Origin of the sequence: Thauera humireducens, assembly GCF_001051995.2 — a bacterium.
Lineage (GTDB): Bacteria > Pseudomonadota > Gammaproteobacteria > Burkholderiales > Rhodocyclaceae > Thauera > Thauera humireducens.
In genome coordinates this window covers 179,338-194,963 of record NZ_CP014646.1, presented here as the reverse complement: position 1 = coordinate 194,963, position 15,626 = coordinate 179,338, and the positions used below count along the sequence as shown (strand labels likewise).

Sequence of the window (15,626 nt, the reverse complement as noted above, 5' to 3'; positions counted from 1 at the left end):
ATCAAGCGTACGGAAGCATGGCGCGGATCAGCTTTTCATCGGCAGCATGAACTTCGGTCATGCCGCGCAGCTGACGCTTCGCCTTGGTCGTTTTCTTGGTCAGGATGTGGCGCTTGAACGCCTGGGACCGCTTGATCCCGCCACTCGAGCGGACCTTGAAGCGCTTCTTGGCGCCGCTCTTCGTCTTCATCTTGGGCATTGCTGAGACTCCATGTTTTTGGATGACACCAGGTAGCGCCGATAAGCCCCGACGCATTTCATTACCCGGCACCACTTGTTTTCCGCCGGGCGGCATCTGCCACCCCACGGCTTTGCCCCTGTGGGGCAAATTCCTTGAGCCTTAACGGCTCTTCTTCGGCGCGATGACCATGATCATCTGGCGCCCTTCCATCTTGGGCATCTGCTCGACCTGACCCAATTCCTCAAGGTCGGCCTTGACGCGCTCGAGCTGGCGCAAGCCAAACTCCTGATGCGCCATTTCACGGCCACGGAAGCGCAGGGTCACCTTGCACTTGTCGCCTTCTTCCAGGAAGCGCTTGAGGTTGCGCAGCTTGATCTGGTAGTCGTTCTCGTCGGTGCCCGGACGGAGCTTGACCTCCTTCACCTGCACCTGTTTCTGCTTGAGTCGGGCTTCGTGGGCCTTCTTCTGTTCCTGATACTTGAACTTGCCGAAATCCATCAGCTTGCAAACCGGCGGCGCAGCCATCGGTGCGATTTCGACCAAGTCCAGCCCGGCGTCTTCCGCCATGTTGAGGGCCGTATTCAGGGACACGATTCCGAGCTGTTCGCCTTCTTCGCCAACCAGCCGGACCTCGGGCGCGTTGATCTCCCTATTTACGCGCTGCTTCTTATCTTGAGCGATGGTTCAACTCTCCACGAAAACCAAAAATCAGACCGACCCGGCTTTCGCTTCAACTTCGCGACGCCAGCGTTCGATCAGCGAATCGAGGGACATTTGACCAAGATCCTGGCCACCCCGGGCACGCACGGCCACCAGGCCAGCCGCCTTTTCTTTGTCGCCGATGACGATCTGGTAGGGCAGCTTCTGTACGCTATGTTCGCGAATTTTATAGTTAATCTTCTCGTTGCGCAAATCCGCTTCGACGCGGAAGCCCGCCTGCCTGAGCTTGGCTGCAGCCTCTAACGCGTATTCCGACTGCCCTTCCGAGATGTTCATCACCACGGCCTGCACCGGCGCCAGCCACAGCGGCATCGCGCCGGCATGGTTCTCGATCAGGATGCCGATGAAGCGCTCGAGCGAGCCGAGCACCGCGCGGTGCAGCATCACCGGCACCTTCTTGCTGTTGTCCTCATCGACGTACTCGGCGCCGAGACGCACCGGCAGGTTGAAGTCGAGCTGCAGGGTGCCGCACTGCCACACCCGGCCAAGACTGTCCTTCAGCGAGAACTCGATCTTGGGCCCGTAGAACGCGCCCTCGCCCGGCTGCAACTCGTACGCCAGCCCCTGCGCATCGAGCGCGGCTGCAAGCGCCGCCTCGGCTGCATCCCACTGTTCGTCCGTTCCGACGCGCTTCTCCGGTCGCGTCGAGAGCTTCACCAGCACGTCGGTGAAGCCGAAATCCGCATACACCTTCTGCAGCAGGCGGATGAAGCCGGCCGACTCCGCCTGTACCTGACTCTCGGCACAGAAGATGTGGGCGTCGTCCTGCACGAAGTTGCGCACCCGCATGATGCCGTGCAGCGAGCCGGACGGCTCGTTGCGGTGGCAGGACCCGAACTCGGCCATGCGCAGCGGCAGGTCGCGGTAGCTCTTCAGGCCCTGGTTGAAAATCTGGATGTGACAAGGGCAGTTCATCGGCTTCACCGCATAGTCCCGCTTCTCGGACTGCGTGGTGAACATCAGGTCGGAGTACATACCCCAGTGGCCGGACTTCTCCCACAGCGAGCGATCGACGATCTGCGGCGTCTTCACTTCCTGGTAGCCGTGCTCGCCCAGCGCCTTGCGCAGGTATTGCTCGATCTGCTGCCACAGCGTCCAGCCCTTGGCGTGCCAGAACACCATGCCTGGCGCCTCGTCCTGAAGATGAAAGAGATCCAGCTGGCGACCCAGCTTGCGGTGGTCGCGTTTTTCCGCCTCCTCGATCATGTGCAGGTAGGCATCGAGATCATCCTTCTTGACCCAAGCCGTGCCGTACACGCGCTGCAGCATCTCGTTCTTGGAGTCGCCGCGCCAGTAGGCACCAGCCAGCTTCATCAGCTTGAAGACCTTGAGCTTGCCGGTGGACGGCACGTGCGGGCCGCGGCACAGGTCGATGAAATCGCCCTGGCGGTACAGCGACACATCCTCGCCCGCCGGAATCGAGGCGATGATCTCGGCCTTGTAGTGCTCGCCGATACCCTTGAAGAACTCGACCGCCTTGTCGCGCGACCAGACTTCCCGATGCACCGGCATCTCGCGCTTGGCGATCTCGACCATGCGCACTTCGATCGCTGCCAGATCCTCGGGCGTAAACGGGCGCTTGTAGGAAAAGTCGTAGTAGAAGCCGTTGTCGATGACCGGTCCGATCGTCACCTGCGCATCGGGGAACAACTCCTTCACCGCATGCGCCAGCAGATGGGCCGTCGAGTGGCGGATGATCTCCAGCCCCTCGGGCATCTTGTCGGTAACGATCGCCAGATCGGCATCGCTCTCGAGCTGATGCGAGAGATCCACAAGCTTTCCGCCAACCCGGCCGGCGAGTGCCGCCTTGGCAAGACCGGCACCGATCGATGCGGCAACCTCGGCCACCGTCACCGGATGATCAAAGCTGCGCACGGAACCGTCAGGAAGGGTGATATTGGGCATGACCTGAGCCTCAGTCTGGGTGCGGTCCCGTCATTTTGAGCGACCGGGAAGCGATTCGAAAAACGTGGACGAAAAAAAAGCGCGGTCTAGGCGCGCTTTTTTCTCTAGCAGACAAGCGGAGCCGACCTGTTCAGTTTCCGGCCTCGGTGGTAGTTCGGAACATGTCGATCAACTCCAGAATCTTGGTAGGCGCGATTGGATTCGAACCAACGACCCCCACCATGTCAAGGTGGTGCTCTAACCAACTGAGCTACGCGCCTGCTGAAGACCCGCATTATAGGCACTCTCAAAAACTTGTCAAAGTTTTTTGCAGTGCAGCTCGAAATACCTACTTCTTCAGCCGCGTCACGACGAACAGGATCACGATGGCGCCAATCACCGCACCGATGAAGCCGGCTGCTTCACCCGCCCGATAGATACCAAGGAACTGTCCGCCATAGGTGGCCAGCATGGAACCCGCGATACCCAGCAGGGCCGTCATGATGAGGCCAAGCCCGTCCTTGCCCGGATGCAGCAGGCGCGCGATGAGCCCGACGATAAGACCGATGAAGATGGTGGCGATGATACCCATGAGCCTCTCCCTGTTGCCTCGGATGCCAGGCGGTCGGTCGACCGCCCTGCCTCAAGCCTGCGGCCAGGCCGCAAGAAACTGCTGCCAGTGCGGCGCCTCGAGCCGCCCCAGCGAATCACGCACGACAGCCACCTCGTCCGCCCAGGCCTTCGCGTCGAGATGGCCACGCATGCGCTCGAAGCGCAGATACACAAGATAGGTGTTGACCACGTCCGTCTCGCAGTAGTCACGAATCTCGGCGATTCGCCCGTCTTGCCAGGCCTGCCACACCGCAGACCCATCCATGCCCAGCTTGCCCGGATACCCCATCAGCTTGGCGAGGTCGTCGAGCGGCGCATTGGCGCGCGGCTGATACAGCGCCAGCAGGTCCATCAGGTCGAGATGACGACTGTGATAGCGACTGATGTAGTTGTTCCACTTGAAGTCGCGCGAATCGTGGTAGTCACCCTCGCCCTGATCCCAGTAACGCGGCGCCGACACGCCATGGAGCATGCCGCGGTAGTGCAGCACGGGCAAGTCGAAGCCGCCGCCGTTCCACGACACGATCTGCGGCGTATAGCGTTCGACGCCGTCGAAGAAGCGCTGGATGATCTCGCCCTCGCCCGAATCCGGCTCGGACAGGGAGAACACCCGGAACTGCTGCGCGTCGCGCAGCACGCACGAGATCGTCACCACGCGTTGCAGGTGATGCGGGAGGAAATCGTTGCCATGGCTGGCGCGACGCTGCTGGAAGGCCCACTCCGCCGCTTCCGCATCCGACAGGTCCGCCGGCAGTTCGTAGAGATTACGGATGCCGGCAACGTCGGGGATGGTCTCGATATCGAAGACGAGGACCGGCATTATTTCTTCACCCAGGCACCACCGCGCTGCACCCACCATCCGGCCTGCGCACGATCGATCCAGCGCTGCGCGAAGGTGCGACGCACGTCGGCCTCCCACTCCGGATGCTGGTTCGCGCGCGCGATCTCGCGGTAGAGGGCCGCGCGGTCGGCATTCTCGGCCGCGACCAGCGCGTTGAGCCCACCCCGCTGCGCCAGCGGCACGACCGATGCATCGCGCAACGCAACCGTACCGTCCGCGCCAAGACCGATCGCCCCGGACGCATACATCGGCGCCAGCTGAGCGTGGCGCTGCTGCATGGACGCCTTCAGCGCCGCGATGGCGGGGGTGTCGATCTCGAGGCTGCCCTGCGCATGGACAGCAAAGGCAAGCACCCCGCCGAGCAACAACCCCGAAAGCCAGCGCGTGCCGCGGGTCAGTGCCTTCATTGCTTCGCTCCTTCGTCAGTCGGCGCTGCAGGCTGGGTCTGCGCCTCGCGGATCTGCCAGACCTCGTCGATGATGCGGTCGGCGGCCTTCTCGGCTGCCGCAGCCGGGAAATAGATGTTGATCGTGACGCACGCGGTCGCGATCAGTGAAAGTGCTGCCGCCAGGACAAACGGCCGCAAGGACGTGAATGACATGGATGCCTCCTGCTGACCCGACGCACGCCGGGCGTCAGCGCAACTCGGGCGTGACGTTGTCCTCGATAACACGCTGGATTCGACCAACCAGTTCAGGCCAGTCGACGCGACGATTGTAGCCGATGACATCCAGCGCCGGGATGCCGCCACCCCGCACGATGCGGAACCCGCCATCGGCGCGGTCGCCGCCTGGAATGCCTGCCATATCGCATACGCCGTTCGCAAGCACGCAACGCAGGCCAAGCTCCCGATAGCCGAAGGTCTCGAACATGCCCAGGAGTCCGCGCTGCAGGGCTGCCACTGCGCCGGCACCACCCAAGGCGCTGATGTTCTGCACCGCACGCTGGCTGATCCGGCGACGGTAATCCCCCGGACTGCTGGCAAGACGCGCCTCGAAGCGCGTCGGGCGCCAGCGCACCAGTTCGAGCCCCTTCAGGTCGAGATCGGCGAAACCGGTGATGCTGCCGAAGCTGAAGGCATCGGTCAGCTGCCCGAGATCGATGTGTCGCGCCTCCACATCCGCCTGCAGGTGAGACGCCAGGCCGAAGGGCTCGCTCACCCTCAGGCCGGTCACGTGCAGGTAGCCATCGAACACCGAAACGACGAGTGCCCCATCGAGCGTCAGCTCGCCCGATCCGAAGCGAACACCCGGCAGGGCGGCGGAAACCACCCCGGCCATCGGTGGCAAGCCGAGCGCCTCGGTCAGCGCCAGCATCGACACAGGCTCGAGCACGACACCGGCGTGCCCCTGCCAGCCCTCCGCGAGCCGCCTCAGCTCGAGTCCCTCGAACGCCAGCACGCCATCGAGCACCGGGACCCGCATCGGCGAGAAACGCGCACGCTCGCCCTCGAGGTGCGCACTGACGTCGAAGGCGCCCAGGGACAGCGCCTCCCAGTGCCCGCCTTCGATCCGCAGATCGGCCTGCGTCGGGGCGTTCGCCTGCCACGGAACGTGTCCCGACACCGGCCCAAACGCCAGCCCCCGGTCACCCACTGCGCCCGCGAGGCTGACCCCGGCCTGATCGAAGACCACGTCCACACCGGTCAGCACACCCGCCTTCATCGTCAGGCCGGCACTCATGCTGCCCGCGAAGCGCAGACGCTCCACCAGCGCCGGCGCCAGCAGCGGCGCGAACCAGCGCGGCCCGAGAACGGCCAGGTCTCCGCCTGCCAGCGATACCGCCAGCGTGTCCAGGGTGAATCCGTTGCGCGACGCGCTCGCGGACAGTGCAAGCTGCTGCACCCCCTCCATCGCCAGCGACGCGGTCTCGACGTGGATCTGCTCGGCGCCGACCTGCCCCCGCGCATGCAGCACGGGACCGGCCTGCAGGTACAGGGGATGGAGATAGGCCTCGCCCTGCTCCCACGCGGCCTGCAGTTGCCAGTCCCAGCCCGATGCCGTTGCGGTGGCGGCGCCATCGAAGGACAACGCGAGTTGCTCAGCCGCGTGGAGGCCATCCTCGCTGCCGAAGCCGGCCTCACTCAGGCGCCCGTCGACACGCACGATATCGCGCCCACCTTGCGGCGAAGGTGTCCAGACCAGCCGCGCATCGAGCCTGCCGCTCGCAGCGTAGCGCCGTCGCACCTCGGCCGCCCCGTCATCGAAAACGGCCGCCAGCATCGCGAGTTCGTCGATGGCAACCTGGCTCAGGCGCACCTCGAAACGCCGCTCGCCATCGTGGATCAGGGAGAGCTTCGCACCGGAAGGCCAACGCAGGTCGACGCGCAGGTTCCTCTGGACCGGATCGAACTTGAAATCCACCTGAAGTGGCATGCGCCGCGTGCCGGCATGCAGCGCCCCCGCCAGGCATGCAACGCCGTCCCTGGCAAGACTGGATTGCGGGCAGACAAGCTGGATGCCCTGCCATTGAGTCGAGCCGACCCTCAGGCGTCCGATTCGCAATGTCGGGGGCGATCCGCCAGCGGCAAAGCCGAGCTCGACATCATGCAACTCGAAGGCAGGATGAGCCAGCGCCCCGACCGACAGCTGCAGCCGGTCGATCGCGCGCGCAGATCGCGCGCAGCCCAGCAGCAACGCCAGGCCGAGCAGGACGAGTACGAGGCATCGCCCCGGGCCCGCCTGCCCGCGTGACGCCTCAGGCCGGGAACACACCCGTCGACAGATAACGATCGCCGCGATCACAGACGATCGACACGATCACCGCGTTCTCGAGTTCAGCGGCAAGACGCAACGCAACATGCATCGATCCGCCGGACGAGATGCCGGCAAAGATGCCCTCTTCCCGCGCCAGGCGTCGGGTCATTTCCTCGGCCTCGGCCTGACTGACGCGCTCGACCCGATCCACGCGCGGACGCTCGAAGATCTTCGGCAGGTAGGCCTCGGGCCATTTGCGGATGCCAGGGATCTGCGAGCCTTCGGCCGGCTCGCAGCCGACGATCTGGATCGCCGCGCTCTTTTCCTTGAGGAAGCGCGAGGTCCCCATGATGGTGCCGGTCGTCCCCATCGAGCTGACGAAGTGAGTGACGCGCCCGCCCGTCTGTTCCCAGATCTCGGGGCCGGTACCCTCGTAGTGCGCCAGCGGATTGTCCGGGTTCGCGAACTGGTCGAGGATGATGCCTCTGCCCTCGTCGCGCATCTTCTCGGCGATGTCGCGCGCCATCTCCATGCCACCGGATGTCGGCGTCAGCACCAGTTCGGCGCCGAATGCACGCATCGTCTGCCGTCGCTCGACACTCTGGTTCTCGGGCATCACCAGGATCATGCGATAGCCACGCATCGCCGCCGCCATGGCGAGCGCAATCCCCGTGTTGCCACTCGTCGCCTCGATCAGCGTATCGCCCGGCCTGATCTCGCCGCGCGCCTCGGCACGCATCACCATCGACAGCGCCGGGCGATCCTTCACCGAACCCGCAGGGTTGTTGCCCTCGAGCTTGGCAAGGATGACGTTGTTGCGTCCAGCGTTGATGCGCTTGAGGCGCACCAGCGGCGTGTGTCCGACGTAGTCTTCCAGCGTCTTGAATTCCATGGGTCTCGCTCTAGAAAACGGGGATGGCGACCGTGCTCGGGCGCCTCGCATCAGGGGGTGAGATCGAACTCTTCGGTCCGTCGCGGTGGATAGGTTTCCCACCCGCCGCACGCCGGGCAGCGCCAATGGAACTGGCGCGCCTTGAAGCCGCAGGCGTCGCAACGATAGCGTGCCACCTTGCGGGTGTGGCCGTGGATCAACTGCTTGACCAGTTCCACATCGCCACGGTGCTCGGTCGGCACGGTCAGCAATGCGGCCTCGAGCAACTTGTCCAACCCGAGCAGGGTCGGGTTGCGGCGCAACTCCTCGCGCACCAGATCATAGGCTGCCCGGGGCCCCTGCTTCTCCATCTCCCAATGGAACAGCTCGTCGAGCAGATCCAGCGAGGCGTGCCCGTCCAGCCACGCACGCAAGAGTTGATGGCCCTCCTCGAGCCGTCCGATACGACCATAGGCGTCCATGATCCGCTCGGCCGCCAGCGCAAGATACACCGGGTCCTGGTTCTCGATGCGCTTCCACGCCGCCAGCGCGTCTTCGTCGTGCCCGCGCGCCATGCAGATATCTCCGCGCAGCAGGCTCGCGCGCACACAGCGCGGATTCACCTTCAGCGCATCGGCGACATGCGCCTCCGCCTCGTCGAGGCGCGAATTGGCAAGCGCACCGGCTGCAAGCTCGCAGTGGAAGTTGGCGACTTCCGTGCGCCACATCACGCTTTCGTGATCGGGCAAGGCCGCCGCCACCTCGATCGCCTTCGCCCAATCCTTCTCCTGCTGGTAGATCTCGAGCAGATAGCGCAGCGCCACGTCATCTGCCCGCGTACCGCGCAGACGCACGAAGACAGCCTCGGCGCGATCCAGCAGGCCGGCCTTCAGGAAATCCTGCCCCAGCTCGCCGAGGGCCTGCAGGCGCTGGTCCTCGGTCACGTCTTCGCGATCGACCAGCAGTTGATGGATGCGGATCGCACGATCCGTTTCACCCCGACGACGGAACAGGCTCCCGAGGGCAAAATGCAGCTCGATCGTCTGCGGATCGATACGGACCGCCTCGACGAAGGAGTCGATCGCCTTGTCGGGCTGCTCGTTGAGGAGAAAATTGAGGCCGCTGAGATACGAGCGCGGCAGCGAGCGTGATTCCTGCACCACCTGGCGAATGTCGATGCGCGCGGCGAGCCAGCCCAGCGCAAAGAACAACGGAAGGGCCAGCAGCCACCAGAGTTCGATTTCCATCAGCTGTCAGGCGCTCAGGGCAGACCGGGAACCTGCAGCTCGGGCGCGGGCTCGACCGGCGCCGGAGCTGCCTTCTCGCGCTCTGCACGCTCGAGTTGGCGGCGCAGATGCGAGATCTCCCTGCGCTGGCGCAGCAGCGAGGCGAAGGTCGCGGTAACGCCGAGCAAGGCTCCTGCAGCGAAGCTGACAAGGATCACGAACACCAGCGGAAGCTGCCATTGCCCGCCGAAATAGAAGTTCAGGGTCGCCAGATGATCATTCTTGATCGCGAACCCGAACAGCAGGATGAACAGCAGGATACGGATGAACCACATGATTGCGCGCATGGGCGCCATTATCGCCGAGCGCACACAAAAAAAGAAAGGCGGCCGAAGCCGCCTTTCATAACTGCAAGTACTAAACGTGCAACCGATCGCCGCGCGGTCAATTGCTGAAATCCGTCCCCGCGGTCAACCGCTGAGATCGACCCGTTCGCGCAACTCCTTGCCGGCCTTGAAATGGGGCACGTACTTCTCCGGCACGTGCACCTTCTCGCCCGACTTGGGGTTGCGTCCGACGCGAGGCGGACGGTAGTTCAGCGCAAAACTGCCAAACCCGCGGATCTCGATGCGATCCCCACGCGCCAGGGCGTCGGTCATCGCATCGAGGATCATCTTGACCGCGTAATCGGCGTCCTTTGCGACCAGCTGCGGGAAACGCTCCGCGAGCTGCGCAATCAGCTCCGATTTGGTCATGATCGGCCAGATTACTGCTTCTGCTCGTTCAGCTTGGCCTTCAGCAGCGCGCCGAGGTTGGTCGTACCCGAGGCAGCAGAGCTGTCGGAAGCGAACTTGCTCATGGCTTCGGTCTGCTCGGCCTGATCCTTGGCACGGATCGACAGGTTGATCGAACGGGTCTTGCGATCGACGTTGATGACCATCGCTTCGACTTCGTCGCCTTCCTTCAGCATCGTGGTCAGGTCATCGACGCGATGGGCAGCGGCTTCGGACGCGCGCAGGTAGGCTTCGACGTCGTCACCCAGCGAGATCACGGCGCCACGGGCATCGACCGACTTCACGGTGCCGCGCACGAGGGTGTTCTTCTCGTGGGTGGCGATGAAGTTGGTGTAGGGGTCGCCCTCGAGCTGCTTGATGCCCAGCGAGATGCGCTCGCGCTCGACGTCGATCGCCAGCACCACGGCCTCGACTTCGTCGCCCTTCTTGAAGCGGCGCACGGCGTCGTCGCCCTGCTCGCTCCACGACAGGTCGGACAGGTGCACCAGACCGTCGATGCCGCCTTCCAGGCCGATGAACACGCCAAAGTCGGTGATCGACTTGATCTGGCCGCGGACCTTGTCGCCCTTCTTGTGGTTGATGGCGAAATCGTCCCACGGGTTGGACATGCACTGCTTCATGCCCAGCGAGATGCGGCGACGGTCTTCGTCGATCTCGAGGATCATCACTTCGACCTCGTCGCCCAGCTGGACAACCTTGGTCGGATGGATGTTCTTGTTGGTCCAGTCCATTTCGGACACGTGGACCAGACCCTCGATACCCTGCTCGACCTCGACGAACGCGCCGTAGTCGGTGATGTTGGTCACCTTGCCGAACAGGCGGGTGCCCTGCGGGTAACGACGCGAGATGCCCACCCACGGGTCTTCGCCCAGCTGCTTGAGGCCCAGCGAGACGCGGTTCTTTTCCTGGTCGAACTTGAGCACCTTGGCTTCGATCTCGTCACCGACGTTGAGCACTTCGCTCGGGTGACGGACACGGCGCCAGGCCAGGTCGGTGATGTGCAGCAGGCCATCGATGCCACCCAGGTCGACGAACGCACCGTAGTCGGTGATGTTCTTGACGATACCCTTGATGACGGTGCCTTCCTTGAGGTTGGAGAGCAGCTTCTCGCGCTCTTCACCCATCGACTCTTCCAGCACGGCGCGGCGCGACACCACGACGTTGTTGCGCTTGCGGTCGAGCTTGATGACCTTGAATTCGTATTCCTTGCCTTCGTACGGCGTGGTGTCCTTGACCGGACGCATGTCGACCAGCGAACCCGGCAGGAAGGCGCGGATGCTGTTGGTCATGACGGTCAGACCACCCTTGACGCGGCCGGTGATGACACCCTTGACCAGCGAACCTTCGTTGAGGGCCTTCTCGAGGTCGTTCCAGGCCGAGATGCGCTTGGCCTTGTCACGCGACAGGCGCGTTTCGCCGAAGCCGTCTTCAAGCGCGTCGATCGCGACGTGCACGAAGTCGCCGACGTTGACTTCGAGTTCACCGCGGTCGTTGCGGAACTCGTCGACGGGGACATAGCTTTCGGACTTCAGGCCGGCGTTGACGACGACGAAGTTCTGATCGATGCGCACGACTTCGGCGGTGATGACTTCACCGGTGCGCATTTCCTGCAGGGCAAGGCTTTCCTCGAAGAGGGCGGCAAAGCTATCTTCGAAGGAGGGGGTGGCGTTGGACATGAGGGATAAATCCGGGACCGCCGTGCGACGGCAAAAAAGTTGAATTAAGAAAAAACGCGCCCGGGTTCGCACCCTTGCGCGCAGCACTTCAACCGGCGGCCAGTCCTCGACCCCGCACGAGATCGAGCACGAAAGCCACGGCACCCTCGACGTCCAGTTCGGTCGTATCGAGCAGCGCCGCATCCGGCAACTTCATGAGCGGCGCCACCGGCCGTGCCGCGTCGCGCGCGTCACGTTCCCGCAGGTCGTCCAGAAGACTTTGCATGTTAGCAGCCAAACCCTTATCCATCAACTGCTTATAGCGACGTTCGGCGCGAGCCTCGGCCGATGCCGTGAGGAAGATCTTGAGCGCAGCATCGGGAAAGACGACCGAGCCCATGTCGCGGCCGTCGGCGACCAGCCCGGGCGCCAGCCGGTAGTCACGCTGCCAACCCAGCAGGGCCTCGCGCACCGCGGGCAGCACCGCCACCTTGGAGGCGCCCACCGAGCAGGCCTCGGTGCGTATCTCGGTCGTTACGTCATCCGCGGCCAGCAGCACGCGCCCCGCCTCGAAGCGTGCCGGCAACGTCGCGGCGATCGCGGCCACGCCGGCCTCGTCGTCGAGCGCCACGCCGGCACGCATCGCCGCCAGCGCGACGATGCGATACAGCGAGCCGCTGTCCAGCACCTGCCAGCCGAGCGCAGCTGCGACACGCTCGGCGACTGTCCCCTTGCCCGAGGCCGAGGGTCCGTCGATCGCAATCACCGGCACGGGTTGCGTAACCTGGGCGAAGGCATCGAAATAGCCGGGAAAGGTCTTGTTCACGCACTTCGGGTCGTTGATGCGGACCCGGCAGCCTCCGAGGCTCACGAGCGAGAAACACATCGCCATGCGGTGGTCGTCGTAGGTATCGATCGCCGCCGGCTGCAGGCGGGCGGGGGGCGTCACGCACAGGTAGTCGGCCCCCTCCTCCACGTCCGCACCGACCTTGCGCAGCTCGATCGCCATCGCTGCGATGCGGTCGGTTTCCTTGACACGCCAGCTCGCGATGTTGCGCAGGCGACAGGGGCCATCCGCGAACAGCGCGGCCACCGCCAGCGTCATCGCCGCATCCGGGATGTGGTTCAGGTCGAGATCGAAGGCCTTGAGGCGGCCCGAAGCGGGGGCTGCAGCCTCGATCCAGTTGTCGCCCATCGTGATGCGCGCGCCAAGCTGCTCCAGCGCCTCGGCGAAGCGCACGTCGCCCTGGATGCTGGTCCGGCCGACGCCCTCCACCCGCAGCGGACCGCCGCCGATCGCGCCGGCCGCCAGGAAGTACGACGCAGAAGAGGCATCGCCCTCGACGAACACGGTACCCGGGCTGCGGTAGCGCGCGCCGCCTGGCACGACGAAGCGTTCCCAGCCCTGCTGCTCGACCTTGACTCCGAAGCGCGCCATCATCTCGAGCGTGATCGCGATGTAGGGCTTGGAGATCAGCTCGCCGACCACCTCCACCGTGGTCTCCACCCCGGTCAGGGGCAGCGCCATCAGCAGCGCGGTGAGGAACTGGCTGGACACGTCGCCGCGCACGCGGACCACGCCACCCGAGCGGATCGTCGCCGGCTTGAGCAGCAGCGGCGGATAGCCTTCGTTGGCCGTGCAGCTGATGTCTGCGCCCAACTGACGCAGCGCCTCGACCAGATCGCCGATCGGGCGCTCGTGCATGCGCGGCACGCCGGACAGGCGGTACTCGCCGCCGGACAGTGCAAGCGCCGCGGTGAGCGGCCGGAAGGCCGTGCCGGCGTTGCCGAGGAAGAGGTCCGCCCGCTTTACCGCAAACGGGCCGCCGACGCCCTGTACCACGTAATCGAGCGAGTCGTCCCGGCGCGCCCAGCGCACACCCAGGGCCTGCAAGGCTTCGAGCATGCGCTCGACGTCATCCGACAACAGCAGGTCGCGGATTTCGGTCTCGCCTTCCGCCAGTGCGGCGAGCAGCAGGACGCGGTTGGAGATGCTCTTGGAACCGGGCAGACGCACGCTGCCGGCAGCGCCCAGCATCGGGGGCAGGTCGAGAAATTCCATCTTCGCCTCTAGAAGCGGGTCCCGCACGAGCGGGACGAATCAAAGGGACGAGCCGCAGGCCGGCCCGTTCAATCCATCATTCGGCCGTCTGCACCGGCAGCCCTTCGGCCCAGGCGTTACGCGCGCGACGCGCGCGCTCGAACACCGCCTCCAGCGCCGGACCGTCACCGGCCACCAGCATGGCGCGCAGGCGCGCCATCTCGTCGAGATAGGCATCGAGTTCGGCCAGCAGCGCCACCCGGTTGGCGACGCAGATATCGCGCCACATCTCGGGATGGCTGCCGGCAATGCGGGTGAAATCGCGGAACCCGCTGGCCGCATGCGAGAACAGCAGTTCGGCGTTGTCGCGCTGCGCCAGGTCGTCGACAAGCCCAAACGCCAGCAGATGGGGCAGATGGCTGACGGCCGCGAAGACCTGGTCGTGTTCCTGCGGACTCATGTCGACCACGGTCGCGCCACACGCCTGCCACGCGGCACGGACGAACTCGACGGCTTCGCCGCGGCTCTCGGCCAATGGCGTCAGCACCACCTTGCGCTTGACGTAGAGATCGGCGAAGGCCGCCTCGACCCCGCTCTTCTCGGCCCCCGCAATCGGATGGGCCGGCACGACCTGGGCCAGGCAATGACCGAAGTGGCGCCGGATCGCGGCAACCACGTCGCGCTTGGTGCTGCCGGCGTCGGTGACGACCGTACCGTCCCGCAGATGCGGCGCCATGGCCGCCATGATCGTGTCCATCTGACCCACCGGTGCCGCCAGCAACACGAGGTCCGCATCACGCAGGGCCTCGGCCCAGTCCGTCGCGATCTCGTCGATCACACCGAGCGCCAGGGCGCGCTCGAGCGGCTCGCGCCGGCGACCGATGCCGACGACATGTCCAACCGCCTGCGCACGCTTCAGCCCGAGGGCAAAGGAGCCGCCGATGAGTCCGACTCCGCAGATGACGAGCTTTTCGACCAGGGGCATCGTCCCGGCCCCGCCTCAGCCCAGCGCGCGCCGGAGGGCGGCGATGAAGCGCTCGTTCTCCTCGGGCAGGCCGATCGACACCCGTAGCCAGTGCGGCATGCCGTAGCCGGCAATCGGCCGCACGATCACGCCCTGCTGCAGCAGCGCGCGATTCACGCCCGCGGCGTCGCCGACCTTGAAGGTGACGAAGTTGCCTGCCGACGGAATCCACTCGAGCCCCAATGCGCCGAAGGCCTCGGTGAGCTGGACCATGCCACGACGGTTGAGCCCGGCCGACTGGGCGAGGAACTCGTCGTCGGCCAGCGCAGCCTCGGCGGCGGCCAGCGCAACACTGGACACGTTGAAGGGCTGGCGCACGCGGTTCATCAGGTCGGCGACTTCGGGGTGCGCGATCGCGTATCCCACGCGCAGCCCGGCCAGGCCGTATGCCTTGGAGAAGGTGCGCGACACCAGCAGATTGGGAAAGCGCTCGACCCAGGCGATGGCGTCGTAACGCTGCTCGGCCGACAGGTACTCGGTATAGGCTTCGTCGAGCACGACCAGGACGTCCTGCGGCACCTTGGCGAGGAACGCCTCGATCTCGCTGCCGGGAATGAAGGTCCCGGTCGGATTGTTGGGGTTGGCGATGAAGACGATGCGCGTATCCGGCGCGATCGCCGCCGCCATGGCGTCGAGGTCATGGCCGAAATGCTTCGCCGGCACCTCGATGCCGCGCGCGCCGCGCGCCTGCGTCGCCAGCGGATACACGGCGAAGGCATGCTGCGCATAGACGGCGGAGCGCCCCGCCCCAAGAAAGGCCAGGGAAGCGATCTCGAGGATGTCGTTGGAGCCGTTACCGATGACGAGCTGCTCGGCCTTCACGCCGAAGCGGGCGCACAGCGCCGCTTTCAGCGAGAACGCACCGCCATCCGGATAGCGAGCCAGATCAGCGAGCGCGATCCGTACGGCGTCGCGCGCACGGGCACTCATGCCCAACGGGTTCTCGTTGGAGGCGAGCTTGACAATGCTGGCCTCGGCAATGCCCATCTCGCGCGCCAGTTCGGAAATCGGCTTGCCCGGCTGGTAGGGCGTGATGGCGCGAATGTGATCGGGGGCATGGCTCGCAACGCTCATGGCAATC

General features: G+C 65.0%; 17 protein-coding genes and 1 tRNA gene. 1 reads left to right on the top strand and 17 read right to left on the bottom strand.

Annotated elements, in window-relative coordinates:
- Position 1 precedes the first annotated feature (1 nt).
- From rpmI to AC731_RS00885, 9 genes are all read right to left on the bottom strand, one after another.
- Entirely contained in the window at positions 2-199 is a 198-nt protein-coding gene (gene rpmI, locus AC731_RS00925) for a 50S ribosomal protein L35 (protein ID WP_002923845.1), read from the bottom strand.
- Positions 200-340: 141 nt separating this feature from the next.
- Positions 341-805, bottom strand: a complete 465-nt coding sequence (gene infC, locus AC731_RS00920) for a translation initiation factor IF-3 (protein WP_335338868.1) — start codon at positions 803-805, stop codon at positions 341-343.
- Positions 806-889: 84 nt separating this feature from the next.
- Positions 890-2,806: a threonine--tRNA ligase gene (gene thrS / locus AC731_RS00915; RefSeq protein ID WP_048708695.1), complete on the bottom strand. Its 1,917-nt coding sequence runs from the start codon at positions 2,804-2,806 to the stop codon at positions 890-892.
- 183 nt (positions 2,807-2,989) lie between these two features.
- Positions 2,990-3,066 (bottom strand) — tRNA-Val (locus AC731_RS00910).
- Positions 3,067-3,134: 68 nt separating this feature from the next.
- Positions 3,135-3,377, bottom strand: coding sequence for a GlsB/YeaQ/YmgE family stress response membrane protein (locus AC731_RS00905; protein ID WP_048708692.1), 243 nt, complete (start codon positions 3,375-3,377; stop codon positions 3,135-3,137).
- 51 nt (positions 3,378-3,428) lie between these two features.
- A complete protein-coding gene (locus AC731_RS00900; RefSeq protein WP_004259514.1) occupies positions 3,429-4,217 on the bottom strand; it encodes a 3'-5' exonuclease in 789 nt (262 codons plus the stop codon).
- Entirely contained in the window at positions 4,217-4,645 is a 429-nt protein-coding gene (locus tag AC731_RS00895; RefSeq protein WP_048710434.1) for a YdbL family probable chaperone protein, read from the bottom strand. Before AC731_RS00895 ends, AC731_RS00900 begins: the two co-directional genes overlap by 1 nt.
- Positions 4,642-4,839 carry a hypothetical protein gene (locus AC731_RS00890; protein ID WP_048708691.1) on the bottom strand — a complete coding sequence of 66 codons (198 nt, stop codon included), beginning with the start codon at positions 4,837-4,839 and terminating at the stop codon, positions 4,642-4,644. The genes AC731_RS00895 and AC731_RS00890 overlap by 4 nt, the downstream gene beginning before the upstream one ends.
- Positions 4,840-4,873: 34 nt before the next feature.
- Positions 4,874-6,613 (bottom strand): AsmA family protein, encoded by a 1,740-nt coding sequence (locus AC731_RS00885; protein WP_237266579.1) that lies wholly within the window; start codon positions 6,611-6,613, stop codon positions 4,874-4,876.
- A gap of 171 nt (positions 6,614-6,784) precedes the next feature.
- Between AC731_RS00885 and AC731_RS20190 the strand changes: the two genes are divergently transcribed.
- A complete protein-coding gene (locus AC731_RS20190; protein WP_237266578.1) occupies positions 6,785-6,931 on the top strand; it encodes a hypothetical protein in 147 nt (48 codons plus the stop codon).
- Between the two features lie 4 nt (positions 6,932-6,935).
- Here the strand turns inward: AC731_RS20190 and cysM are convergent, their stop codons facing one another.
- From cysM to hisC, 8 genes are all read right to left on the bottom strand, one after another.
- Positions 6,936-7,826: a cysteine synthase CysM gene (gene cysM, locus AC731_RS00880; protein ID WP_004259502.1), complete on the bottom strand. Its 891-nt coding sequence runs from the start codon at positions 7,824-7,826 to the stop codon at positions 6,936-6,938.
- Between the two features lie 50 nt (positions 7,827-7,876).
- Positions 7,877-9,052 carry a lipopolysaccharide assembly protein LapB gene (lapB, locus tag AC731_RS00875; protein WP_048708687.1) on the bottom strand — a complete coding sequence of 392 codons (1,176 nt, stop codon included), beginning with the start codon at positions 9,050-9,052 and terminating at the stop codon, positions 7,877-7,879.
- A 14-nt stretch (positions 9,053-9,066) separates the two neighbouring features.
- Entirely contained in the window at positions 9,067-9,378 is a 312-nt protein-coding gene (locus AC731_RS00870; RefSeq protein WP_048710431.1) for a LapA family protein, read from the bottom strand.
- A 123-nt stretch (positions 9,379-9,501) separates the two neighbouring features.
- A complete protein-coding gene (locus tag AC731_RS00865; RefSeq protein WP_004259496.1) occupies positions 9,502-9,786 on the bottom strand; it encodes an integration host factor subunit beta in 285 nt (94 codons plus the stop codon).
- Positions 9,787-9,797: 11 nt separating this feature from the next.
- Positions 9,798-11,501 (bottom strand): 30S ribosomal protein S1, encoded by a 1,704-nt coding sequence (rpsA, locus tag AC731_RS00860; RefSeq protein ID WP_004259495.1) that lies wholly within the window; start codon positions 11,499-11,501, stop codon positions 9,798-9,800.
- 88 nt (positions 11,502-11,589) lie between these two features.
- Positions 11,590-13,542: a bifunctional 3-phosphoshikimate 1-carboxyvinyltransferase/cytidylate kinase gene (locus tag AC731_RS00855; RefSeq protein WP_048708686.1), complete on the bottom strand. Its 1,953-nt coding sequence runs from the start codon at positions 13,540-13,542 to the stop codon at positions 11,590-11,592.
- Between the two features lie 76 nt (positions 13,543-13,618).
- The gene (locus tag AC731_RS00850; protein WP_048708684.1) at positions 13,619-14,506 is read right to left on the bottom strand and encodes a prephenate dehydrogenase; all 888 of its coding nucleotides are present in this window, start codon (positions 14,504-14,506) and stop codon (positions 13,619-13,621) included.
- A gap of 15 nt (positions 14,507-14,521) precedes the next feature.
- A complete protein-coding gene (gene hisC / locus AC731_RS00845) occupies positions 14,522-15,619 on the bottom strand; it encodes a histidinol-phosphate transaminase (protein WP_048708682.1) in 1,098 nt (365 codons plus the stop codon).
- Between the last annotated feature and the right edge of the window lie 7 nt (positions 15,620-15,626).